The sequence below is a fragment of the Luteibacter sp. 9135 genome (genome assembly GCF_000745005.1).
In the GTDB taxonomy this organism is placed as follows: Bacteria; Pseudomonadota; Gammaproteobacteria; order Xanthomonadales; family Rhodanobacteraceae; genus Luteibacter.
The window spans coordinates 4157538-4180223 of record NZ_JQNB01000001.1 but is presented as its reverse complement, the minus strand read 5'-3'; the positions used below and the strand labels follow the sequence as shown (position 1 = coordinate 4180223).

The 22686-nt window shown below is 67.3% G+C and carries 21 protein-coding genes; 12 read left to right on the top strand and 9 right to left on the bottom strand.

The genetic code is table 11. The features are described from left to right. Positions 1-5 precede the first annotated feature (5 nt). Positions 6-311 (bottom strand): transposase, encoded by a 306-nt coding sequence (locus FA89_RS17685; RefSeq protein ID WP_036137204.1) that lies wholly within the window; start codon positions 309-311, stop codon positions 6-8. A gap of 682 nt (positions 312-993) precedes the next feature. After that, complete coding sequence (locus FA89_RS17680; protein ID WP_036142813.1) at positions 994-1197, bottom strand: hypothetical protein; 204 nt, start codon at positions 1195-1197, stop codon at positions 994-996. 132 nt (positions 1198-1329) lie between these two features. Between FA89_RS17680 and FA89_RS17675 the strand changes: the two genes are divergently transcribed. The 7 genes from FA89_RS17675 (at position 1330) to FA89_RS17645 (ending at position 8846) form a co-directional block, all read left to right on the top strand. Further along, positions 1330-1725: a VOC family protein gene (locus FA89_RS17675; RefSeq protein ID WP_036142812.1), complete on the top strand. Its 396-nt coding sequence runs from the start codon at positions 1330-1332 to the stop codon at positions 1723-1725. 914 nt (positions 1726-2639) lie between these two features. After that, a complete protein-coding gene (miaA, locus tag FA89_RS17670) occupies positions 2640-3593 on the top strand; it encodes a tRNA (adenosine(37)-N6)-dimethylallyltransferase MiaA (protein WP_036142809.1) in 954 nt (317 codons plus the stop codon). 117 nt (positions 3594-3710) lie between these two features. Further along, positions 3711-3968 carry an RNA chaperone Hfq gene (gene hfq / locus FA89_RS17665; RefSeq protein WP_036142805.1) on the top strand — a complete coding sequence of 86 codons (258 nt, stop codon included), beginning with the start codon at positions 3711-3713 and terminating at the stop codon, positions 3966-3968. A 93-nt stretch (positions 3969-4061) separates the two neighbouring features. Next, complete coding sequence (hflX, locus tag FA89_RS17660; protein WP_036142801.1) at positions 4062-5369, top strand: ribosome rescue GTPase HflX; 1308 nt, start codon at positions 4062-4064, stop codon at positions 5367-5369. A 112-nt stretch (positions 5370-5481) separates the two neighbouring features. Next, the gene (gene hflK, locus FA89_RS17655) at positions 5482-6621 is read left to right on the top strand and encodes a protease modulator HflK (RefSeq protein ID WP_051938920.1); all 1140 of its coding nucleotides are present in this window, start codon (positions 5482-5484) and stop codon (positions 6619-6621) included. Then, the gene (gene hflC / locus FA89_RS17650; RefSeq protein WP_036142798.1) at positions 6618-7487 is read left to right on the top strand and encodes a protease modulator HflC; all 870 of its coding nucleotides are present in this window, start codon (positions 6618-6620) and stop codon (positions 7485-7487) included. The genes hflK and hflC overlap by 4 nt, the downstream gene beginning before the upstream one ends. A gap of 51 nt (positions 7488-7538) precedes the next feature. After that, entirely contained in the window at positions 7539-8846 is a 1308-nt protein-coding gene (locus FA89_RS17645) for an adenylosuccinate synthase (protein WP_036142797.1), read from the top strand. 73 nt (positions 8847-8919) lie between these two features. Here the strand turns inward: FA89_RS17645 and FA89_RS17640 are convergent, their stop codons facing one another. Next, positions 8920-9975 (bottom strand): sterol desaturase family protein, encoded by a 1056-nt coding sequence (locus tag FA89_RS17640; RefSeq protein ID WP_036144750.1) that lies wholly within the window; start codon positions 9973-9975, stop codon positions 8920-8922. 113 nt (positions 9976-10088) lie between these two features. Here FA89_RS17640 and folC point away from each other — a divergent pair, with 113 nt between their 5' ends. The 5 genes from folC to FA89_RS17615 all read left to right on the top strand — a co-directional run bounded on the left by folC (position 10089) and on the right by FA89_RS17615 (position 15568). Next, entirely contained in the window at positions 10089-11366 is a 1278-nt protein-coding gene (folC, locus tag FA89_RS17635) for a bifunctional tetrahydrofolate synthase/dihydrofolate synthase (RefSeq protein ID WP_036142794.1), read from the top strand. Positions 11367-11453: 87 nt separating this feature from the next. Beyond that, positions 11454-12548: an SPOR domain-containing protein gene (locus FA89_RS17630; protein ID WP_036142790.1), complete on the top strand. Its 1095-nt coding sequence runs from the start codon at positions 11454-11456 to the stop codon at positions 12546-12548. A 33-nt stretch (positions 12549-12581) separates the two neighbouring features. Further along, positions 12582-13217 (top strand): CvpA family protein, encoded by a 636-nt coding sequence (locus FA89_RS17625; protein WP_036142787.1) that lies wholly within the window; start codon positions 12582-12584, stop codon positions 13215-13217. 11 nt (positions 13218-13228) lie between these two features. Then, on the top strand, positions 13229-14707 hold the full coding sequence (gene purF / locus FA89_RS17620; protein ID WP_036142784.1) for an amidophosphoribosyltransferase: 1479 nt from the start codon (positions 13229-13231) through the stop codon (positions 14705-14707). Between the two features lie 45 nt (positions 14708-14752). After that, positions 14753-15568 (top strand): ferritin-like domain-containing protein, encoded by an 816-nt coding sequence (locus tag FA89_RS17615; RefSeq protein WP_036144749.1) that lies wholly within the window; start codon positions 14753-14755, stop codon positions 15566-15568. A gap of 210 nt (positions 15569-15778) precedes the next feature. Here the strand turns inward: FA89_RS17615 and FA89_RS17610 are convergent, their stop codons facing one another. The 6 genes from FA89_RS17610 to ppk1 form a co-directional block, all read right to left on the bottom strand. Further along, a complete protein-coding gene (locus FA89_RS17610; protein ID WP_036142781.1) occupies positions 15779-16513 on the bottom strand; it encodes a UDP-2,3-diacylglucosamine diphosphatase in 735 nt (244 codons plus the stop codon). Then, positions 16510-17250, bottom strand: coding sequence for a peptidylprolyl isomerase (locus tag FA89_RS17605; protein ID WP_036144747.1), 741 nt, complete (start codon positions 17248-17250; stop codon positions 16510-16512). Before FA89_RS17605 ends, FA89_RS17610 begins: the two co-directional genes overlap by 4 nt. A gap of 83 nt (positions 17251-17333) precedes the next feature. Then, positions 17334-18854, bottom strand: coding sequence for a Ppx/GppA phosphatase family protein (locus FA89_RS17600; RefSeq protein ID WP_036142777.1), 1521 nt, complete (start codon positions 18852-18854; stop codon positions 17334-17336). A 45-nt stretch (positions 18855-18899) separates the two neighbouring features. Beyond that, a complete protein-coding gene (locus tag FA89_RS17595) occupies positions 18900-19406 on the bottom strand; it encodes a hypothetical protein (protein ID WP_036142774.1) in 507 nt (168 codons plus the stop codon). Beyond that, positions 19403-20548: an MGDG synthase family glycosyltransferase gene (locus FA89_RS17590; protein WP_240003925.1), complete on the bottom strand. Its 1146-nt coding sequence runs from the start codon at positions 20546-20548 to the stop codon at positions 19403-19405. The genes FA89_RS17595 and FA89_RS17590 overlap by 4 nt, the downstream gene beginning before the upstream one ends. After that, positions 20545-22641, bottom strand: a complete 2097-nt coding sequence (ppk1, locus tag FA89_RS17585; RefSeq protein WP_081916930.1) for a polyphosphate kinase 1 — start codon at positions 22639-22641, stop codon at positions 20545-20547. The genes FA89_RS17590 and ppk1 overlap by 4 nt, the downstream gene beginning before the upstream one ends. Between the last annotated feature and the right edge of the window lie 45 nt (positions 22642-22686).

The following is a 22686-nucleotide window of genomic DNA, read 5'->3' as shown; positions in this document are numbered from 1 at the left end:
GCATCTCAGCTCGATTCCTTGGCGAAGAACGCCGTCGCTTTTTTTAGGATGTCACGCTCCATCCGCAGGATCTCGTTCTCGCGTCGAAGCTGCTGTATCTCGGCCTGCTCGGCCGTCAGCGGAACGGCGGGGGGCGATCGCGAAGGCGCTCCAGAACCGGCTTGAACCTTCTCGATCCAGCGCCTGAAGACACTCTCGACCAGATCCAGGTCACGGCATACCCGAGACACCGGCTGACCTCGCTCAAGGACCAGGGCAACCGCGCCGGCCTTGAAATCAGGTGTGAACTGACGACGAATTCTTTTTGACATGGGACACCTCTGAACGAACCTTACGGCTCACGATGGGTGTCCATCAAATCCGGGCAAGCTCAATCGGACTGTCCAGAAAGATTAGACCACCTCAGGTACCTTCAGAGCCCTTTAGGAATCTTTAGGGGGAGGAACTATCGTTCCCCTGAGGCTGGCGGTTTTACCCCCACCGGCACCTGGCAGCGGCACCTGGATGGCACCAGCGGTACCTCAATCCGGCACCTACGGCGGTTGTTCTCCCGTAAGTGATTGATATGAAGGTGTGTGTACTGTCTGCTCTGGGTGATGCACCACCTCGATCATGCCGACAACCTGCTGAGGGAAATGGGCGTGCCGGCGAAGTAATTGTGGCGGGGCAAACGTTCTTTGCGCATGACTGAGAAAGGCTCGCCGTTACTGGCGAGCCTTTCTTATGGCTCTTCGCGCAGTGCCGGGAGAGGAGCGCGAGGCTCGTGCGATAACGGGAGGAGGCGTCGGGTGATCACCCTCTGCGCTCGGGCAGCGGCCGCAAGCGGCCGAACTCGCTCAGAGGATGATCACCCGACACCTCGTTGGCGACTGAGGTGCCCGAGAGGAAAGCGACGCTGGCGGCGTTGTTCGATGCGGCATCTCCGCGGGGGCGCCTGAAAAAAACCGCGAGTACGGCGTGTCCGTCAGTAGAGTTCTGAGGTCGTGAGGATCGCTAGAGAAGCTTGGCGATCAGCACCGCGCCAGCACTCAGGGCGCTGACGACGATCGCTCCAAGGGCGATCATCGGGTAGTACCGCTGCTCCGCGATGACCTTCGCGGTTTCGGCACCGATTTTCATGGTCTCCGCCATGGTTTTGTTGATGTTTGCGCGGAGTTGTTCGAGTTCTGCGTCTTGCACGGTTCCGGCCTCGTCCATGTATTCCCCCCAAGAATATCACTGGTATTGCGGTATCAGCTGCTGCCTTGCTCGTGAAGATGTGTACGAGCTTTCGCTGGCGAGGTAAGCCATTACAATCCGGAAGACCCTTGAAGCCCCAACGGAGTTTGCATGCTCAGTCACGTCATGGTCGGTTCCAGCGATATCGAACGCTCCAAGCGGTTCTACGACGCCGTACTCGGCGTCGTGGGTGCCGGTGAGCCCGTAAGGAACGTGTCGGGCAGCGGCCATGTCCGGCTGTTCTATCGGCACGACGGCAGTTCGTTCTGCGTGACGCAGCCGATCAACGACCTGCCGCCCCAGGCCGGCAATGGCACGACGGTCGGTTTTCGCTGCGACTCGCCCGAGCAGGTCGCGCAATTCCACGACGCGGCGGTCGCGGCCGGTGGGGTCTCGATCGAAGAGCCGCCGGGTCCGCGCCAGACCGGCGCGGGCGAGGTCTACCTCGCGTACGTTCGCGATCCGGACGGCAACAAGCTCTGCGCGATCTTCCGTCCGGCGGCGTAGTAACCGGGGTGTCTTGAAGCGAGGGACGGTGCGGGCCACTATGCCGCGTCGTCTCCTTTTTTATGGGTCTTCGCACATGACCATGGCCAGTCCCGAAGTCGAGCCATCGTCGCTCGTAGGGCGCGGCGACGGCGCCGGGTGGTCACACTCTGCGCTCGAGCAGCGGCCGCAAGCGGCCGAACTCGCTCAGAGCTTAACCACCCAACTCCTCTGTGACGACGGAGGCACTCGGTGTGGAGAGCAAAGCGTTGGCGACATCGGGCGGGGCCGCCTTGGAGATGACGCTCGGTGCGATGCCGCAGGCGTTGCTTTCCCAGCCCGCAACCTCAGTCTTCAGGGAGGTGTCGGGTGGTCATCCTCTGAGCGAGTTCGGCCGCTTGCGGCCGCTGCTCGAGCGCAGAGGGTGACTGCCCGACACCTCCTCCGCGGCAACGCGTGAAGAACTTTTTAGGAGCGTCGCCAGCACGGTTATCCACACCCAATGTGGATACGTGCTGCATAAGCCTGTGGACAAGTGGAAATTTGCACCGCATGGCGCGTACTTGCGTCACGCTGGTCATTCGCTGACCAGTGAGTCAGAACATGGCCAGGGGCTTGTCAGGGCGACATCTGCACCGTTGCGTCCGCTGCTTGCATGGTGTCTTCCGTGGTCCGTGTGGTTATCCACAGCCGGTGTGGATACGGGTTGCATAACCGTGTGGATAAGTCGCATACGGGCAGGCTGCTCAACGGCTTACATTGCACTGCTTACTTCTTGATCACATCAGTGAGCGATGAGGTTACCCGACGCCAGCCATAAGGTCATGCAGGTTGTTCCCGCTTCTCATGGCGGAATGTCTGCTTGGGTAAGGGTGGACGCCATCGGTATGTCCGCCTGCGTTACCCTTGCGGTCGTTTGACCGACCGACGCGCGCATGACCCTGGATACCCGTCCCCTCGCCATCTTCCTGATGGGCCCCACGGCCTCGGGTAAGACGGCGCTTGCCTGCGCGCTGGCCGACCGTTATCCGCTGGGCCTGATCAGCGTGGATTCCGCGCTGGTCTATCGCGGGCTGGACATCGGTTCGGCCAAGCCCGATGCCGCCACGCTGGCGCGCTACCCGCACGAACTGGTGGACATACGCGATCCCGCACACCCTTACTCGGCCGCGGATTTCCGCACGGATGCGCTGGCGGCGATGGCCCGCCAGCACGACGCGGGCAGGGTGCCCTTGCTGGTCGGAGGCACGGGGCTGTATTTCCGGGCCTTGCAGCAGGGCCTGTCCGACCTGCCCGAGGCCGATCCGGCGCTGCGCGAGCGCATCGGCGCCGAGGCGGCACGCATCGGTTGGGCCGCGCTGCACGCGCGCATGGCGGCGCGCGATCCCGTGGCCGGTGCACGAATCCGGCCCGGCGATGCCCAGCGGATCCAGCGGGCGCTGGAAGTGATGGCGCTGAGCGGCCGCACCCTGACCGAGCTGCAACAGCAAGGTCAGCGCCAGCGGTTCCCTTGGCGGGTGCTCAAGCTTGCCCTGCTGCCGGCGGATCGCACGCTGCTGCACGCGCGCATCGCGCAGCGCTTCGAGGCCATGATCGCGGAGGGATTCCTCGACGAGGTACAGCGCCTGCGGGCGCTGGGGAACCTGCACGCCGACCTTCCGGCGATCCGGGCCGTCGGCTACCGGCAGGCCTGGGAATACCTCGACGGACAGGGAACCGCCACGAACTTCCGCGACCGTGGTATCTATGCCACGCGGCAACTCGCCAAGCGGCAGATCACCTGGCTGCGCAGTGAGCTGGACGCACGCACGTTCGACCCCGATAGGCAGGATCCGCTGCCGGCGTCGGACGTGGCGCTGGCAGGCTTCCTGGAAAAGCCGATACGGTGACGTACGGCGCTTCCAGCCAGCGTTTAAAAGCGGTTAAGATTCAAGACACTTGGACCGGGGCGTCGAAAGGCGTTCTTTTTGCCCGGTCCCGTACGAAGGCGTAGGGGAGAAGAAGAAATGTCCAAAGGGCAATCGTTGCAGGATCCGTTTCTCAATGCGCTGCGGCGCGAGCGCGTGCCGGTCGCCATTTACCTGGTGAACGGCATCAAGCTGCAGGGCACGATCGAGTCGTTCGACCAGTTCGTGGTGCTGTTGCGCAACCAGGTGAGCCAGATGGTCTACAAGCATGCCATCTCCACCGTGGTGCCCAGCCGCAACGTGCGCGTCGGCGGCCACGACCATGCGGACGGAGGCACGGGCGACGTCGAGGGTTGAGGGAACCCCGGCGGCAACCCATATGTGTAAGGACGGGTGCGCGTATCCTTGGGTTACGCGTACCCCTTCTTTTCGATGAGGTCATCCCCCTAAGTGTTCGACAGGCAAAAGAAAGGCGACCGGGCCGTGCTCGTGCTGCCGCATTCGCGCGGCGAAGGCGACGCCATCCGGCGCGGCGAAGAGTTCGCCGAGCTCGTATCCTCCGCAGGCGCCGAGGTTCTCGCGACCATCTCGGCACGCGTCGAGAAACCGAACCCCCGTTTCTATATCGGTACCGGCAAGGCCGACGAAGTGGCCGAGGCCGTGCGTGCGCTCGAGGCCGACGTGGTGCTGGTCGACCACGAGCTGACCCCGGTGCAGGAGCGCAACCTCGAGAAGCAGCTGAAGACGCGCGTGGTCGATCGCGCCGGCCTCATCCTCGATATCTTCGCCCAGCGGGCCCGCTCCCACGAAGGCAAGCTGGAAGTCGAACTGGCCCAGCTCAAGCACCTTTCGACGCGCCTGGTGCGCGGCTGGACCCATCTGGATGCCCAGCGCGGCGGTGCCATCGGCAACCGTGGCCCGGGTGAAACCCAGCTCGAGACCGACCGCCGGCTGTTGGCCGAGCGGGTGAAGATGCTGAGCAAGCGGTTGGAGAAGGTCGGGGTGCAGCGCGACCAGCAGCGGCGCTCTCGCCTGCGCAACACCGTACCGCGGGTGGCACTGGTCGGCTATACCAATGCAGGCAAGTCCACGCTGTTCAATGCGCTCACCACCGGCGGTGTCTACGCCGCCGACCAGTTGTTCGCCACGCTGGACCCCACGGTACGCAAGATCGACGGGCTGTCCTGCGGGCCCGCCGTGGTCGCGGACACCGTCGGTTTCATCCGCGAGCTCCCGCATGACCTGGTGGCCGCGTTCCGCGCCACGCTGGCCGAGGCGCGCGACGCGGACCTGCTGATCCACCTTAGCGATGCCGCCGACGAGGAGCGCGACCTGCTGCGGCGTGTCGTCGACGAGGTGCTCGACGAGATCGGGGCGGGCGACGTGCCGCAGCTGTCGGTCATGAACAAGGTCGACCTGATCGACGTCGAGCCGCGGATCGACCGCGGCGATGACGGCAAGCCGCGCCAGGTATGGCTGTCGGCGGCGACGGGGCAGGGCGTCGAGGGCTTGCGCGAGGCGTTGGGCGAGTTGCTTGGTGGCGACCGCATCCGCTCGGGCCTTGAGCTTCCGCTCACGGCAGGCCGCCTGCATGCGCGCCTGAAAGCGGCCGGCGCCATTGCCGGGGAGTCCATCGACGAGCATGGCTGGCACCTGGACATCGACGCGCCACGATCCGTGCTGGCGCCGCTGCTGGGCGACGACGAGCATGCGCGTGCCCTGCGCGACCTGATCGATCCGCCCCATCCGGCGTTCTGAGCCGCACCCGCCCGAACGCATCTGCTAGAATTCACGGCGTTTGCGTGCCTCTACCAGGGCGCGCTGAAGGCTTTGCAGCCCCCACCACGGTCCCCCAAGGAGACTGCCGCCCATGGCTTGGAACGAACCCGGCAACGGCCAGAAGGACCCCTGGAACCGCAACCGGTCGGGTGGGCGCAAACCTGACCTCGACGGTGCGCTGAAAAGCCTGAGGGCGCGCTTCGGCAAGTTCGGCGCCGGCAGCGGCGGCGTCACCGCCATCGTGCTGGTCTTCATCGTGGCCTGGTTGCTGGTCAGCAGCTACACGGTGATCGACGCCCGCCAGGTGGGCGTAGTGCTGCGTTTCGGGCAGTTCTCGCGCATCCTGCCGCCGGGCTTTCACCTCAAGGCGCCCAGCCCGATCGAGACGGTGACCAAGGTCGAGACCACCCAGGTCCGTTCCGTCTCCGACAACGTGTCGATGCTCACCCGCGACGAGAACATCATCGCCATCGATTTCAACGTGCAGTACCAGGTGTCGGACGCACGCAAGTTCCTCTATTCCAATGCCGACCGTGAGGAAAACACCATCCATAACGCGGCCGAGGCGGCCGTGCGATCGGTGGTGGGCGCCAACATCATGGACAACATCCTGACCACGCCGGGCGTGGACACGCCCGCGCCGGACCAGGCACCGGTGGCCGGCGTCGCGCCCGCCGCCAAGGAAACCCTGCAGCAGCAGACCCGCGACATCCTCCAGGCTACGCTCGACAAGTACGACGCGGGCATCATGGTCACCGGCGTCAGCTTCCAGAACGTTTCGCCGCCCAAGGAAGTGAAGGACGCCTTCGACGACGTCAACGCCGCGCGCGAAGACAAGCAGAGCGAAGAAAACAACGCCCGCGCCTACGAGAGCCGCGTGGTGCCCCTGGCCCGCGGTGACGCCGGCCGGATCGCCGCGGTGGCCGAGGGCGATCGCGTCGAGCGCATCGCGCGCGCCAACGGCGAGGCCGAGCGCTTCGACCTGCTCCTGAAGGAATACCGCGCCGCGCCCGAGGTCACCCGGCGCCGGCTGTGGCTGGAAACGGTCGAGGAAGTGATGGCGGACAACCCGAAGATCGTCGACGGCACCAACGGCAAGAACATCATCCAGCTGCCGGTCGGCTCGCCCGACAGCGCCGTCCGTAACGTGCCCGGCGTCGGCACCGTGGTCCAGTCGGCCACCACCGATGCCACCCCGACCACGAACCCGCCGCAGGGGAGCGCCCAGTGAAGATCGTTTCCGGCCTCATCGTCCTTCTCGTCGTCCTGCTCGGCCTCAACAGCGTCTTCGTGGTCAAGGAAGGCGAGAACGCCTTGCTGCTGCAATTTGGCCGCATCGTCCGTGCCGACTACCAGCCCGGCCTGCACTTCAAGATCCCGGTCGTGCAGCAGGTGATGCGCTTCGACAACCGTATCCTCGGCCTCGACGCCCAGCCCGAGCGCTATTTCACGCTCGAGAAGAAAAGCGTCAACGTCGATTTCTACGTGAAGTGGCGCATCGCCGACAACGCGGCGTTTTATCGCGCCACGTCGGGCGAGGACACCCAGGCGATCCAGCGCCTGACCCCCATCGTGAAGGACGCCCTGCGCCACGAGTTCAACTCGCGCAAGCTGGAAGACCTGATCGCCGGCGGCCGCGAGGACATCACCGGCCAGGTTCGCAAGGACACCGACGCCGCCGCCCGCAAGAACCTCGGCATCGCCGTGGTCGATGTACGCATCAAGCGCATCGACCTGCCGGACGAGGTCAGCGGGTCGGTCTACAAGCGCATGCGTGCCGAGCGCCTGCAGCTGGCCAACGAACTGCGCTATACCGGCCAGGAAAGCGCGGCCAAGATCCGCGCCGATGCCGATCGGCAGAAATCGGTGTTGCTGGCGGACGCCGAGCGCGACGCCACCAAGGTCAAGGGAGACGGCGATGCCCAGGCGGCCGCCATCTACGCCCAGGCCTACAGCCAGGATCCGGAGTTCTTCGCCTTCTATCGCAGCATGGCGGCGTATCGCAAGTCGTTCGCCGACGGCAAGGGCGTGCTGGTCCTAAAGCCCGATTCCGAATTCCTGCGCTATCTCAACGACGGCCCCGGTCGTCAGCGCTGATCCCTATCCACATCGCCCGTTCGGGCAACGCCACCAAAGAGAACCGTCAACATGGGTAAGTCAGTCGTAATTCTGGGCGCGCAATGGGGCGACGAGGGCAAGGGCAAGATCGTCGATCTTCTTACCGAGCGCGTCGGTGCCGTCGCACGTTTCCAGGGTGGCCATAACGCCGGTCATACGCTGGTTATCAAGGGCAAGAAAACCGTCCTGCACCTCATCCCCTCGGGCATCCTGCGCGACGACGCGCTCTGCCTGATCGGCAACGGCGTGGTGCTGTCGCCGGCCGCGCTGATGAGCGAAGTCGCCGAGCTGGAAGCCCAGGGCGTCGACGTGCGTCCGCGCCTGAAGATCTCGCCGGCCACGCCGCTGATCATGCCGTACCACATCGCAGTCGATAAGGCGCGCGAAGTGGCTTCCGGCGCCAAGGCCATCGGTACCACCGGCCGCGGCATCGGCCCGGCGTACGAGGACAAGGTCGCTCGTCGTTCCATCCGCGTCGCCGACCTCATGTACCCGCATGAGCTGCCTGAAAAGGTGAAGGCCGCGGTGGATTACCACAACTTCGTGCTGACGCAGTGGCTGAAGGCCGAGCCGGTCGATTACCAGACCGTCCTCGACGAAGCGCTGACCTGGGGCGAATACCTGCGCCCGATGGTCGACGATGTCGCCACCATCCTGCACGACGTGCGCCGCGACGGTGGCAACATCCTGTTCGAAGGCGCGCAGGGCGCGCTGCTCGATATCGACCACGGCACCTACCCGTACGTCACCTCATCCAACACCACCGTCGGCGGCGCACTGGCCGGCACCGGTGTCGGCGCGCGTGACATCGACTACGTGCTGGGCATCTGCAAGGCTTACGCCACGCGCGTCGGCGGCGGTCCGTTCCCGACCGAGCTCAACGACGACATGGGCGAACTGCTGCGCAAGAAGGGCAACGAGTTCGGTGCCAGCACGGGCCGTCCGCGCCGCTGTGGCTGGATCGACCTGGTCGCGCTGAAGCGTGCCGTGCAGATCAACGGCATCGATGGCCTGGCCATCACCAAGCTCGACGTACTCGACGGCCTGGAAAGCATCAAGGTCTGCATCGCGTACGAATACCGCGGCAAGCGTCGCGAGCTGGCTCCGCTGGACGCCGATGGCTGGGACGAGTGCAAGCCGGTGTACCTGGAGTTTCCGGGCTGGGAAGAATCCACCGCGGGCATCCGCGACTGGAACAAGCTGCCGCCCGCGGCGCGCGCTTACCTGCGTGCGGTCGAGGAACTCTCCGGCTGTAAGCTGGCGCTGGTGGCGACCGGTGCGGATCGTGACGACACGATCATCCTGGACGACCCGTTCGGGGGTGAGGCGGGTTGCTGATCTTGCTTCGGTGAGATGAGGTGAAAAACGCCAGCCTTGCAGCTGGCGTTTTTTTCGCGCACATCGTGCGCTCTTACCGGGCAGGGGTGTCGTGGCGGGTTTCCAGGGCGTGGAGGTCGAGGTCCTTGACGGATATGGGGCGGTAGTCTTCGCCGAAGGCCACGTCGCCCAGGCGCCAGCCGGCGCGGCATCGGACGGCGCCCCAGAAGCGGCGGAAGGCGTTCCAGTGCAGGCCGACCAGGCCCTTGTCGTTGTCGGCGTCCACCATGGGATCGCCCACGCCTGTGGGACGGATGGGCTCGCCGTACAGGGCGGTGCCGAACACCACGTCCCAGATCGAGAACACCTGGCCGAAGTTGCAGTTGTGCAGGGTGGGACGGTCCGGGTCCACGCGCATGTGGTGCAGTCGGTGGAACACGGGCGAGACCAGTAGGCGGTCGAGGACGGGGCCGAAGCGCACGCGGACGTTGGCGTGGGAGAAGTTCTGCACCAGTTCGCCGAGCAGCATCAGCCACGCGAAGTCGGTGGGCTCGACGCCGATGACCAGCCCCACGCCGGCCAGCACCATCGACTGCAGGAAACCGTCCACCAGGCTGCCCCGATCGTTCGTCCAGCAACTCATCTGCCGGGTGCTGTGGTGCATGCTGTGCAACGCCCACCACCAGGGCAGGGCGTGCTGCAGGCGGTGCATCCAGTAGTACACCAGGTCGTAGATGAGGTAATAGACGACGAACAGCGCCAGCGGATGCCCGGCCAGCGCGGGAATCCAGTGCGTGATGCCCAGCAGCGAATCGTCGCTGCCCGCCTCGTTGCCCGTGCCGCCGAAGTAGTTGCCGATCGGGGTGAGCACGAGGTAGCTGAACATCGGAAAGATGCCCAGCAGCATCATCAGCGTGTATTGGCGGTCCACGCGCGTGAGGCGGCGGTCCGGCCAGCGTTCCGCGGGAATCATCGACTCCAGCGGGCGGAACAGGAAACCGATGATCGCCACCTGCAGCAGCGAGATGAGGATCGCCTCGGCGATCTCCCGCGGGTCGCCGGCCAGTCCGTCCAGGTGGAGGAAGGCCAGGAGGGGAACGATCGCATGGGCGCGTGTGCCCTCGACCAGTGCAGACCAGAGCGCGAACATGCTGCGTACCTTCGCGTGTGCCAGGGCCGCAAGGGTGCACGCGACCGTCCGGAGCATTAAGCTGCACGCCTCTTTCATCGGGCTTTCCGCTCCATGTCACCGTGGTTTTCCCCATGACGCGCTCGTTGTCCGACTGGCTGGCCTACCAGGAGCGCACGCATCCCCGTGACATCGCACTGGGGCTGGATCGCGTCCGTGCCGTATGGACGGCCATGGGCGCGCCACGTCCCGCGCCGCTCGTGGTCACCGTGGGCGGCACCAACGGCAAGGGTTCCACCGTCGCCCTGGTCGAGGGGATGCTGCGTGCCGCCGGCTACCGTGTCGGTTGCTACACCTCGCCGCACCTGGTGCGCTACAACGAGCGCATCCGCCTCGACGGCCGCGATGCCGACGACGCCGCCCTGGTGGCGTCGTTCGAACGGATCGAGCGGGCGCGTGGCGATATCGCGCAGACCTATTTCGAGTTCGGCACGCTGGCGGCCATCGACCTCATGTCCCGCGCGTCGCTGGACGTGGCCATCCTCGAGGTGGGCCTGGGCGGCCGGCTGGATGCCGTGAACCTGGTGGACGCCGATGTGGCCGTCATCACTACGATCGACCTCGATCACCAGGACTGGCTGGGTGGCGACCGCGACAGTATCGGTCGCGAGAAGGCCGGCATCGCACGGCCCGGCCGACCGGCGATCGTCGGCGAGCGGCAGCCGCCGGACGGCCTGCTCACGGCGCTGGCGGCACACGGCGCACGCCTCGTCCGCGCGGGCATCGACTACCGCGTCGAGCCGGCAGGTGGCGATGGCGACGCCGCGTGGACCTGGGTGCACGCCGACGGCACGCGGCATGCGTTGCCGTTGCCGGCCCTGGATGCACCGGTGCAGCTCGACAATGCAGCCACCGCCATCGCCGCCGTTCATGCTTTGGTCCCGCGGGTGGTCGTGCCGACCGCCGCGCTCCGCCATGCGCTGGCCGCGGTACGGGTGCCGGGCCGCCTGCAACGCATCGGCGAGCATCCAACGACCGTCGTGGACGTGGGGCACAACCCCCAGGCGGCGCGCGCCCTGGCCGCCTGGATCGATGCGGAGCACCGCGACGGACGCCTGCTGGCCGTGTACGGCGCCTTGTCCGACAAGGACACGAAGGGCGTGATGGCCGCCCTGGGCGACCGCGTCGATCACTGGTACCTCGCCGGCCTGGACGGCGACACGCCCCGGGGCCTTGCCGGGCCGGCTCTGGCGGACAGCCTCGCGGTGGTCCTGCCGCATGCCGCGCACGCGGTGTTCGACGATGTCGCCAGTGCCTGGGCCGGGGCGCGTTCCGCGGCCGGGGAGGGCGACACCGTCCTGCTGTTCGGCTCGTTCTTCGTCGCCAGCGCGGCACTGGCCGCTACGACGTGAACGCCCCGGCGCCCGGGGCGTCGGGGCCACCCCTTTGCCGGCTATAATCGGCTCGATTCGCTTTGCGCTGGTCGTATGGAGCCTTCCTTGAAAACACGCTTGCTGGGTGCCGCGGTACTGATCGCGTTGCTGGTCCTGTTCGTGCCCATGATGTTCTCCAGCGCGCCGCCGAAATCGGACGCCGACCAGACGGTCAGCCTGGAGATTCCGCCCGCGCCCGATCGCGAACTGCAAACCCGTACGCTCGATGTGGCCCCCGGCGGTTCGCCCGCCGCGGCCAACGGTGCGGCGCAGGTAGCCGGTACGACGCCTGCCAACGGCGGTGCGCAGCCGGTCCAGGCGCCTGCTTCGCCGCCGGCCACGGTCACGCCCGGTGGTGGCAGCAAGCTCGCCTCGGTGGACATCGCCTCGCGCAAGCCGGCCGACGCCCTGCCGGAAGATTTCGCCAATGCGCCGGCGTCGCCCAAGGCCGCCGCGCCGGCCACGCCGGCGGCTGCTGTCGCCACGGCCAAGCCGCCCAAGGCGGTTGCCGTGCCCGCCGCCGAGCCCAAGGCCGCCGCCGCGGAGGCCCTGCCCACAGGTACGGCCGGTCGCGGCAGCTACAGCATCAACCTGAGCGCCTACGCCGACCGCAGCAAGGCCGATGCCCTCGTGCAGAAGGTGAAGGCCCTCGGCTATCCCGTCAGCACCGCCGCGACCAACCAGGCGGGCAAGTCGCTCACCCGCGTTACCGCCGGGCCGTTCGAGACGCGCGCCGCCGCGGAAGCCGCCCGGTTGAAGATCACTGCCGCGGCGCCGGGCGCGCCGGCCTCGCTGTCGTCCCGACCGGAGACCCAGACCGCCGATGCGCCTGCGCCGGCGCGGGCTGCGCCCACGCCCACGCCCACGCAGGCTGCGGCGGCCGCGCCGACGGCCGCCGCGGTTCCCGCCGCCTCGCCGCGCGCCGGTGGCTTCGCCGTCCAGGTGGCCGCGGTCAGCAGCGAGGCGGAAGCCACGCGTCTGCGCGATAAATTGCGTGGCGCGGGCATCGCCGGCTATGTCGATACGGTCGTCGCCTCCTCGGGGGCCAAGCTGTGGCGCGTGCGTGCCGGCCCGCAGACCCAGCGCGACGACGCGACGCGCCTGAAAGACCAGATCAAGGCCAAGGTCGGCCTCGACGGCGTCGTGGTGTCGGCCCCGTAACGCTCCCATGACCACGACACCAGGGGGCGCGTCATGAGCTGGGTGGACTACGTCATCATGGGCGTGCTGTTCATCTCGGCCTTGATCGGCCTGGTGCGCGGCCTCATTTCCGAAGTGTTGTCGGTGGTGGTGTGGGTCTGCGCCTTCTGGGCCGCCTGGACGTTCGGTCCGCTGATCGCGCAGCGCCTGGAGGGCAGCATCTCGCTGCCCATGGCGCGCATCGGCATCGGCTATGGCGTCTGCTTCATGGGTGTGCTGCTGATCGGTGGCCTGTTCCGCTTCATGATCTCCCGTCTGGTGGCCAGCACGGGCGTTGGCGGGCCGGATCGCCTCTTCGGCATGGCCTTCGGCGCGCTGCGTGGCATCCTCATCGTCAGTCTGGTGGTGTTCGCCATGGGCTTCACGCCGTTGCCCAACGAGCCGATCTGGCGTGAATCCGCCCTGCTGCCGCAGTTCGCCGCGCCAGCCGCCTGGCTGGGCCAGCAGGTGCCCGGCAACGTGCGTCAGTACCTGCATCCGCCCGCGGCGCTGCAGGAGATGAAAATGCCCAACATGTCGATGCCCAGCGGGGCCGACCTGATGAAACTTCGCGACCTCACCATGCCAGGGCAGGCGCCGAAGAGCGATAATGCTCATCCTGCCGCCGCGACCACGTCGGCCCATCAGTAGAAGGCAACACCATGTGCGGAATCATCGGCATCGTCGGTACCACGGAAGTGGCATCGGCCCTGTATGACGGCCTGACCGTCCTGCAACATCGCGGTCAGGATGCCGCCGGCATCGCTACCGTGGATGGTGCGCGGCTGCGCCTGCACAAGGGTAACGGCCTGGTTCGCGACGTCTTCAACTCGGCTGGCGTCAGCCGCTTGCGCGGCCGCATCGGCATTGGCCATTGCCGCTACCCCACGGCAGGCTCGGAGGGCACGGAAGAAGCCCAGCCCTTCTACGTCAACTCGCCCTACGGCATCGCCTTTGCGCACAACGGCAACCTGGTCAACACCGAGGCGCTGCGCAAGGAAATGTTCGAGGACGATCGTCGCCATATCGACACCGACTCCGACTCCGAGGTGCTGCTGAACGTCCTCGCGCACGAGTTGCAGGTGGACGATCGCGGGGCACTGACGCCGGAGCACGTGTTCAAGGCGATCGGCAACGTGCATGCGCGTGCGCGCGGCGGTTATGCCTGCATCGCGTTGGTGCTGGGCTATGGGCTGATCGCCTTCCGCGATCCGAACGGCATCCGTCCGCTGGTGCTCGGCGAGCGTGTTTCGCCCGAAGGCCGCGAATACGCCGTGGCCTCCGAATCGGTGGCGCTGGACGTGCTCGGCTTCAAGCGCGTGCGCGACATCGAACCGGGCGAGGCGGTCATCATCACCGAGGGCGGCGAGTTGCATGCCCGTCGCTGCGCCGAGAACGCGGTGCACGCGCCGTGCATCTTCGAATACGTGTACCTGGCGCGTCCGGATTCGATGATCGAGGACGTGTCGGTGTACAAGGCCCGCCTGCGCATGGGCGAGAAGCTTGCCGAGAAGATCCTCCGCGAGCGCGGCCCCGATCACGGCATCGACGCGGTCATCCCCATTCCCGACACCTCGCGCACCGCCGCCAGTTCGCTGGCGCAGGCGCTGGGCGTGCCCATGCGCGAAGGCCTGGTCAAGAATCACTACATCGGTCGCACGTTCATCATGCCGGGGCAGGGCGAGCGCGTGAAATCGGTCCGCCGCAAGCTCAACACCGTCGAGCTGGAATTCCGCAAGAAGAACGTGTTGCTGGTGGACGACTCCATCGTTCGTGGCACCACCTCGCGCCAGATCATCCAGATGGCCCGCGACGCTGGCGCAAGGAACGTCTATTTCGCCTCCGCCGCGCCGCCGGTGCGCTACCCGAACATCTACGGCATCGACATGCCGGCCGCCTCCGAGCTGATCGCCGCCGGTCGCACAGTGGAGGAAGTGGAGAAGGCGCTGGGTGCCGACTGGCTGATCTACCAGGATCTGGAAGACCTGATCTGGGCGGTCAACGACGGCAACGAGGACCTCAAGCAGTTCGATACCTCGTGCTTCTCCGGTGAGTACGTCACGGGCGTGGACGCCGGTTTCCTGGAACAGCAGGAAGCGATGCGCTCGGATTCCGCGAAGCACGAACGCCGCAGCGCCTGATCGCCGGCGGCGCCTCGATGCCCTCCGGCTGACGTCATGTCCGACGTGCACGATCTCCACGCTGCGGCGGGGCGCTGCCTCGCCGCCACCGATCCCGCGGAGAAGGTACGCCTGAGCTTTGCGACCTTCGCCGCGCTGGAAAGTGGCGACCTTCGACCCGACTCGGCCTCACCGCCGCCGCGGCCGATCGGGCTACCCGGGCGACCCGATCGTCCACGGCTGGTGTCGCCGCGTGCGTTGTCGCAACGCGGGCTCGGTTCGCCGGAGGGCCGCGCCGCGCTGATCCACGCCATCGCGCATATCGAATTCAACGCGATCGACCTGGCCTGGGATGCGGTCTATCGTTTCCGTGGCAAGCCCGATGCGTATTACCGGGACTGGGCCGCCTGTGCCAACGACGAGGCGCGGCATTTCATGATGCTGTCAGGCCGGCTGGCCGAACTGGGGCATGCCTACGGCGATTTCGACGCGCACAACGGCCTGTGGGAGATGGCCGAGAAGACGGCGCACAGCGACACGGCACGGATGGCGCTGGTGCCGCGCGTGCTCGAGGCGCGCGGGCTGGATGTCACGCCCGGCATGATGGAGCGCCTGCGCCGCCAGCAGGACGATCGTACGGTGGCCATCCTGAACGTGATCCTGCGTGAGGAGGTGGCCCATGTGGCCGCCGGCACGCGCTGGTTCCACTGGTGCTGCGCGCGCGACGGCATCGACCCTGAAGCCACCTTCGCCCGTCTGCTCGACGACTACATGAATGGCTCGCTGCGTGGCCCGTTCAACCTCGACGCCCGCCGCGCCGCCGGTTTCTCCGAAAGCGAACTCAGCTGGCTCGCCACCCTGGACAACCGCCCCGCCGTTTGATCCCGGTAGGAGCGCACGCACGTGCGCGACATCTTCTCGCGATGACCTGGGGCTGGCGCGTGAATCCGGGCGCTTGGCCTCAACAGATGTCGCGCACATCGTGCGCTCCTACATAGGCGCGGTCGCATGCGCGTATGTATGTGCGCGCGATAGGCGCGGTCGCATGCGCGTGTGTATGTTCGCGCGATGTGCGCGATCTCATCAGTGCGTTCACACGTGTGCGTTGTGGAATCCGCGGAGCTGCGCGTCGGTGGCGTCGATGGTCAGCACCGAGCCCTGGTCGTACCAGTCGCCCAGCACGATGCGCCGGGCCGGACGGCCGTCGAGGTCGAAGGTGTGGATGGCGGGGCGGTGGGTATGCCCATGCACCAGGCGCTGCACGCCAGCGCTGCGCATCGCGGTTTCGACGGCGGCCTGGTTCACGTCCATGATGGTCTCGTCGGTGCGCCCTGTGTGCGACTTGCTGTCGCTGCGCGCCTTGGCGGCGAACGCGCGGCGCGCCTCCAGCGGCATCGACAGGATCTGCGCCTTCCAGGCGGGCGTGCGTACCTGCGCACGCACGGTCTGGTACGCCACGTCGTCGGTGCACAGCACGTCGCCATGCATCAGTAGCGTCGGCACGCCTTCGATGTCGTGTACCGTGCCGTCGTCCAGCAGGGTCAGGCCGGCACGCTCGGCAAAGGCGTCGCCCAGCAGGAAGTCGCGGTTGCCGGCCATGAAGTACACCGGCACGCCGGCGTCGCTCAGGCGACGCGTGGCGATGGCGATGCGGGTCGGCAGTTCGGCATCGTCGTCGTCGCCGATCCACGCTTCGACCAGGTCGCCCAGGATGTAGAACGCCGAAGCGGTGCGTGCTTCATCGGAGGCGAGGAACTGCTCGAAAAGCGTGGTGATGGCGGGCCGTTCATCGTCCAGATGCAGGTCCGCGATGAACAGCGTGCTCATGCGGCCTTCGGCGTCGCGGCCTTCTTGTCGGCCTTCTTCGTGGCTGGTTTGGCCGGAGCCGCGTTGCTCTTGGCGGCTGCCGGCGTTGCGGCGGCCGCAGAGGACGCGTGGGCCGGAGCGGCCTTTTCCTCGCCGACCACGCTGGCCGAATCGATGATCACCAGCGGGTTGGGGACATCGCCGACGAACGGCCCCTGGGCACGCGTGGGCAGGGCGGCGATCTTGTCCACCACGTCCATGCCCGAGACGATCTTGCCGAACACGGCAAAACCCCAGGTGAGGCCGCTCTGGTTGCTGACGTAGTCCAGCCGGCGGTTGTCGACCAGGTTGACGAAGAACTGCGACGTGCCGGAGTTGGCGTCGGCACCACGGGCCACGGCCACCGTGCCGCGGAGGTTGGACAGACCGTTGTCCGCCTCGCTGGGAATGGCGGCGCGCGTGCGGCGCTGGGTGAGGTCGCGGCCGTACAGGCCGCCCTGCACCAGGTAGCCGTCGACCACGCGATGGAACACCGTGCCGTCGTAGAAACCGTCACGCACGTACTGGAGGAAGTTGGCAACGCTCTTGGGTGCCTTTTCCGGGTACAGCTCCAAGGTGAAATCGCCCTGCGTGGTGTGCATCACCACCCGGGGATGCTCCGCGGCACCGGTGGCCGGGGCCGTGGGTTTCGCGGGTTGCTGGGCCAGGGCGCCAAGGGGCAGGGCGAGCAGGACGCTGGCAAGGACGGCTTTGAACATGGGTGACCGATCGCGGCGGCGGAACAGGTCACCGATGATACGCCCCTTCGCGAAAGCGTTCGCGCGCACGGGGGCGATTGCGCTCATTCGGTCACGATTTCCAGCTCCAGGCCCAGCTCGGCCAGCGGTTCGCGCTCCTGGTCGAGGTCGGCCTCGGTCAGCGGGTGCTGGTCCAGCCAGTCGGCGGGCAGGGTGAGGCGCAGGCGCTGGCGCGTGGCGACGGCACGGATGCGTGGCAGCGCCTCGGCACGGCGCGCACGACGGAACAGCACGCCCAGGCGCAGGATGGCGGTGATATGCCGGGCCAGCATGCGGTAACGCACGGGAAGCGCAGCGATGACGGATTTTTCCGGCTTGCGTCGATGCGATTCGACGATCGCCGCCAGCAGCTGTTGCTCCTGGCGCGAGAAACCCGCCAAGTCAGCATGGCGCAGGATATAGGCGCCGTGTCGCTGGTGCTGGCTGTGCGCGATGGCAAGACCCAGTTCGTGCACGCGCGCGGCCCACGACAGCCACTCGCGGCCGTCGTCGTCCAGTTTCCACACCTTGGCCAGCTGGTCGAACAGGCCCAGCGCCGTAGTCTCGACGCGCCGTGACTGCGCGCGGTCCACGCCGTAGCGTGCGGCCAGCGCGTCGATGCTGGCCATGCGCGGGTCGGTGCCGGCCGAGCGGCCGATCAGGTCCCACAGCAGGCCTTCGCGCATCGAGCTTTCCGACACGCGCAGGCGTTCGATGCCCAGCGCCTCGAAGGCGGCCTCGTAGATGGCGACGCCACCGGCGAAGACTTCGGCGCGATCCTCGGGCAGCCCCGGCAGCTTGAGCGCGCCGCCGGACGCACCCTGCTCGATCAGGGCCTCGCGCACCGCGGCCAACGCTTCCGGGGTGATGCCGTCGTCGGAGAGCTTCATCGCGCGGACCACGGCGCCGATGGCCTTGGAGGTGCCCGAGGAGCCGTAGGCATCCGCCCAGCCGGCTTCCCGGTAATCCTCGGAGAACTGCTGCAGCAGCACGCCGATCTCGCGGCGCGCGCGGAGCCAGCGCTTGCGGGTGATCTTGCCGCCCGGGAAGAACCGCAGGGTGCTGGCGATGCAGCCCACCTGCACGCTTTCCGTTAGCAGCGGCGACGTGCCGCGGCCGATGATGAACTCCGTGCTGCCGCCGCCGATGTCGATCACCAGGCGATGGTCACGCGAGGCCGGCAGGTCGTGGGCGGCACCGAGGAAGATCAGGCGGCCTTCCTCGCGGCCCGACACGATCTCGACCGGATGCCCCAGCGCCGCTTCCGCCGCGGACAGGAAGGCATGCGGGGAGGCCAGCCGGCGTACGGTGTTGGTCGCCACCGCGCGGACGTGCAGGGCGGGAATGCCGGCGATGCGCTGGCCGAACCGCGCCAGGCTGGCCAGCGCCGCGGCGCGATGGCCGGCGTCCAGCGTGCCGTCCGGTCGCAGGCCGATCGCCATGCGCACCGAGTCGCGCAGGCGGTCGATCACGCGGGGCTCGCCGTGCTCGTAGCGGGCCACCACCATATGGAAGCTGTTGGAGCCCAGATCGACCGCGGCGAGGAATTCACCGTCGTTGATCTGCGATTTGCCTGTAGATGCCAAAAGGGATGTCCGCAGCAACGTATCGACGGATTCTGGCACGGTCCGTCAGCGTGGGGTAGGCGCACGCTGCGGTTTGGGCAGCGCGGACAGCACGAAAAGCACGACGCACAGGAAGCCGAACACCCAGTAATCGGCGGGCGCCGGGCCCCACCAGTGGCGATGCCAGGGCACGTCGACGGGGTCGAAACGCGCCAGCCCGAAGGCGGGGTTCAGCACGAACCACAGGCCGTCTTCCACGACCCAGAACAGCATGATGCAGGCGATCGTCCGTACCTGCGCGCGCCAGCTCCAGTAGCCCTGGAACACCATCGGGAAATGGAAAAACAGCGCGATGAACGGAAACACGTAGGCGTGGTAGCCGGTCATGGCGCGACCGCCCCAGAACAGGTCGAGCAGCCAGTGGTGTTCGATCCGCCAGGTGGGCAGGCTGGTCGCCCAGCCATGCGCGCCCTCGATCTCGATCTCCACATGCGCGAACAGGAAGGCCAGCAGCAGGGTGAAGGCTGCGGTGGCGAGCACCGCCAGCGCGCGTCGTCCCGGGGCATGGATCATGCGGTGCCCCGCAGGTCGAGCACTCGGGCGATCACGTCGCGTGCCGCATGGGGCCGCCCGATGGCACGGGCGCGGGAGGCCATGGTGGCAAGCAGATCGGGTGCGTCGCGCAGCACGTCGACGCGCCAGGCCAGGGCCACGGCGTCGATCGCCTTCCACGCGGCGCCCTGTTCCAGCAGGTAGTCGGCATTGCGTTCTTCCTGGCCCGGTATGGGGGCGTTGACGATCATGGGCAGGCCCATCGCCAGGCACTCCGAGGCGGTCAGGCCGCCCGGCTTGGTGATGGCCAGGTCGCAGCAGGCCATGACCTCGTCGACACGACGCGTGAAGCCCAGGGGGAACAGGCGGCCTGCATGTCGCGTCGCGGCCAGGGCGCGTAGTCGCTCCAGCATGGCGGCATTGCGTCCCGCGAGCACCACCAGCTGGAAGTCGCCGCCGGCGGCCAGCAGCGTGTCGGCCAACTGATCCAGTTCGCCCACCCCGGCGCCGCCGCCCATCACGAGGAAGCTGGGGCGCGACGGATCCAGGCCGAAGCCGGCGGCCAGTGCCTGGCGATCGTGTGGACCGGCAAAGGCCGGCATCAGCGGGATGCCGGTGGCATGGACGCGGTCGGCCGGCAGGCCCACGGCTCGCATGCGGTGGGCGATCTCCGGACTGGCCGCGAAGTAACCGGCCATGCCGTGCACCACCCACAGGCGGTGCAGGTCGAAGTCGGTGACCTGCAGCCACACCGGGGTAGCGATGCGGCCCTTGCGGATCTGCCGGGCCAGCATCTCGGCCGGCAGGAAATGCGTGCAGACGATGGCATCCGGCGCGAACGCGGTGATCGCCGTGCGCAGGCGCCGCGTGTTCAGGCGCTCGATGGTGCGCCGCATGCGCGCGGTCACGGCATCCGGATGGGTGTCGTCGGTGATGCGATAGAGCATGCCCCACAGCCGCGGATAGCGCGTGATCAGGCTGAGGTAGAAGTCGGCATAGATGCGCCGGAACGTGGCGGGCACGTAGTGCATCACGTCCAGGTGCTTCGCCTCCACGTCGTGGCCTTCAGCGGCCAGCGCCGCCACCGTGGCCTCCAGTGCCTCCGCGGCACGCACATGCCCGGCGCCGGCGGAGACCGACAGGAACAGGACGCGACGGGTCACCCGCAATACGCCGAGAGCAGCGCCTGCTGTGCGCTGTGCGGTGCCTCGCCCATGGCGGGCTGGTTGCGCGTGTAGCGGCCATCCGCGCCCAGCAGCCATGCCTGCGTGTTGTCGCGCAGGTAGTTTTCCAGGGTTTCGCCGTAGACCCGGGCGGCCAGTTCCGTATCGAGGATCGGCACGGCCACCTCGATGCGGCGCATCAGGTTGCGCTCCATCCAGTCGGCGCTGGCGCAGTACAGTTCCGGCGCGCCGTCGTTGCCGAACCAGTAGACGCGGCTGTGCTCGAGGAAGCGGCCGATGATCGAGCGCACGCGGATGTTGTCCGACACGCCCGGGATGCCCGGGCGAAGGGTGCAGGCGCCACGAATGATCAGGTCGATGCTGACGCCGGCCATGGAGGCGCGGTAGAGGGCTTCCACCACGTGCGCCTCGTTGAGCGCATTGAGCTTGGCGACGATGCGCGCGGGTCGGCCGTTTCGCGCGTGCTCGATCTCGCGTTCGATCTTGCCCATCACGCTGCTGTAGAGGGTGAACGGCGAATGCAGCAGGCGCTTCAGCTGGATCATCGGGCCCAGGCCGGACAGCTGCTGGAACACCTTGTGGATGTCCTCGCCGATATCCGCGTTGGAGGTCATCAGGCCGATGTCGGTGTAGCCTCGGCTGTTGCCCTGGTGGTAGTTGCCCGTGGACAGGTGCACGTAGCGGCGCAGCCCGCCGGCTTCGCGACGCACGATCAGCAGCATCTTGGCGTGGGTCTTGTAGCCGACCACGCCGTAGACCACCTGCACGCCGGCCTCCTGCAGGCGCGTGGCCAGGCCGATGTTGGCTTCCTCGTCGAACCGGGCGCGCAACTCGATCACCACCGTGACGTCCTTGCCGTTACGCGCCGCTTCCACCAACAGATCGACCAGCGGGGAATCCTTGCCCGCGCGGTAGAGGGTCTGCTTGATCGCCAGCACGCCCGGGTCCGTCGACGCGCGGCGCAGCAGCTCGATCACGGAGACGAAGGATTCGTACGGGTGGTGCAGCAGCACGTCGCGCGCGCCCAGCACGTCGAATTCGTTGACGCCCTTGCCGAACGCCGGGGAAAGGCGGGGTGTGAACCGCGGGAATTTCAGGTCCGGGCGGTCCACCTGGTCGTAGATCAGGCCCGAGCGGATGATGTTGACCGGGCCGTCGCAGCGGTAGACGTCGGCGTCTTCCAGCTGGAAGTTGGCCACCAGCATCTCGGTGATCGCACGCGGGCAGTCCGCACCCACTTCCAGGCGCACCGGGCGCGCGTAGCCACGGCCGACCAGCTCCTCGCTCAGCGCGCGGGCGAGGTTCTCCACCTCGGCTTCCTCCACCACCAGTTCGCTGTTGCGGGTGACGCGGAACTGGTAGGCCGCGCAGACGCGGAAGCCGGGGAAGATCTCGTCCGCGAACGCCTGCAGCACTTCGGCCAGGAACACGAAGTCGCCGTCGTTGCCGTCCACTTCGCCGGGTACGTGGATGATGCGCGGCAGCGAGCGCGGCGCGCGGACCAGCGCCATGTGGCCCTCGCGACCGAACGCGTCGCGGCCTTCGAGCACCACGGCGAGGTTGAGCGTCTTGTTGAGGATACGCGGGAACGGGTGGGCCGGATCGAGGCCCAGCGGCGACAGCACCGGCATGATCTCGTTCTGGAAATAGCCCTGCAGCCAGCGGCGCTGGCGATCGCTCCACGCTTCGCGGGTCAGGAAACGGATGCCCTCCCGTTCCAGCGTGGGCAGCAGTTCCTCGTGCCAGATGATGTAGAGCTCGCCCACCAGTTCCAGCGTGCGCTGGCGGATACGACTGAGGACCTCCGCCGAAGACAGCCCGTCGGCTCCCGGTAACGCCGCGCCCAGGGCATGCTTGTGCTTGAGCACGGCCACGCGCACCTCGAAGTATTCGTCGAGGTTGTTGCTGACGATGGTCAGGTAGCGCAGGCGCTCCAGCGCCGGGACATCGGGATCGCGGGCCTGCGCCAGTACACGGAAGTTGAATTCCAGCGCCGCCAGTTCACGGTTGATGTAGAGGTCGGGGTGACCGAGGTCGACGGGTTCGCTCATTCGTTCCGCTGGTCCTTTCATGACGTCCGATGGTGGCGCATGGACGATCATGCCGGAAAGCGGCGT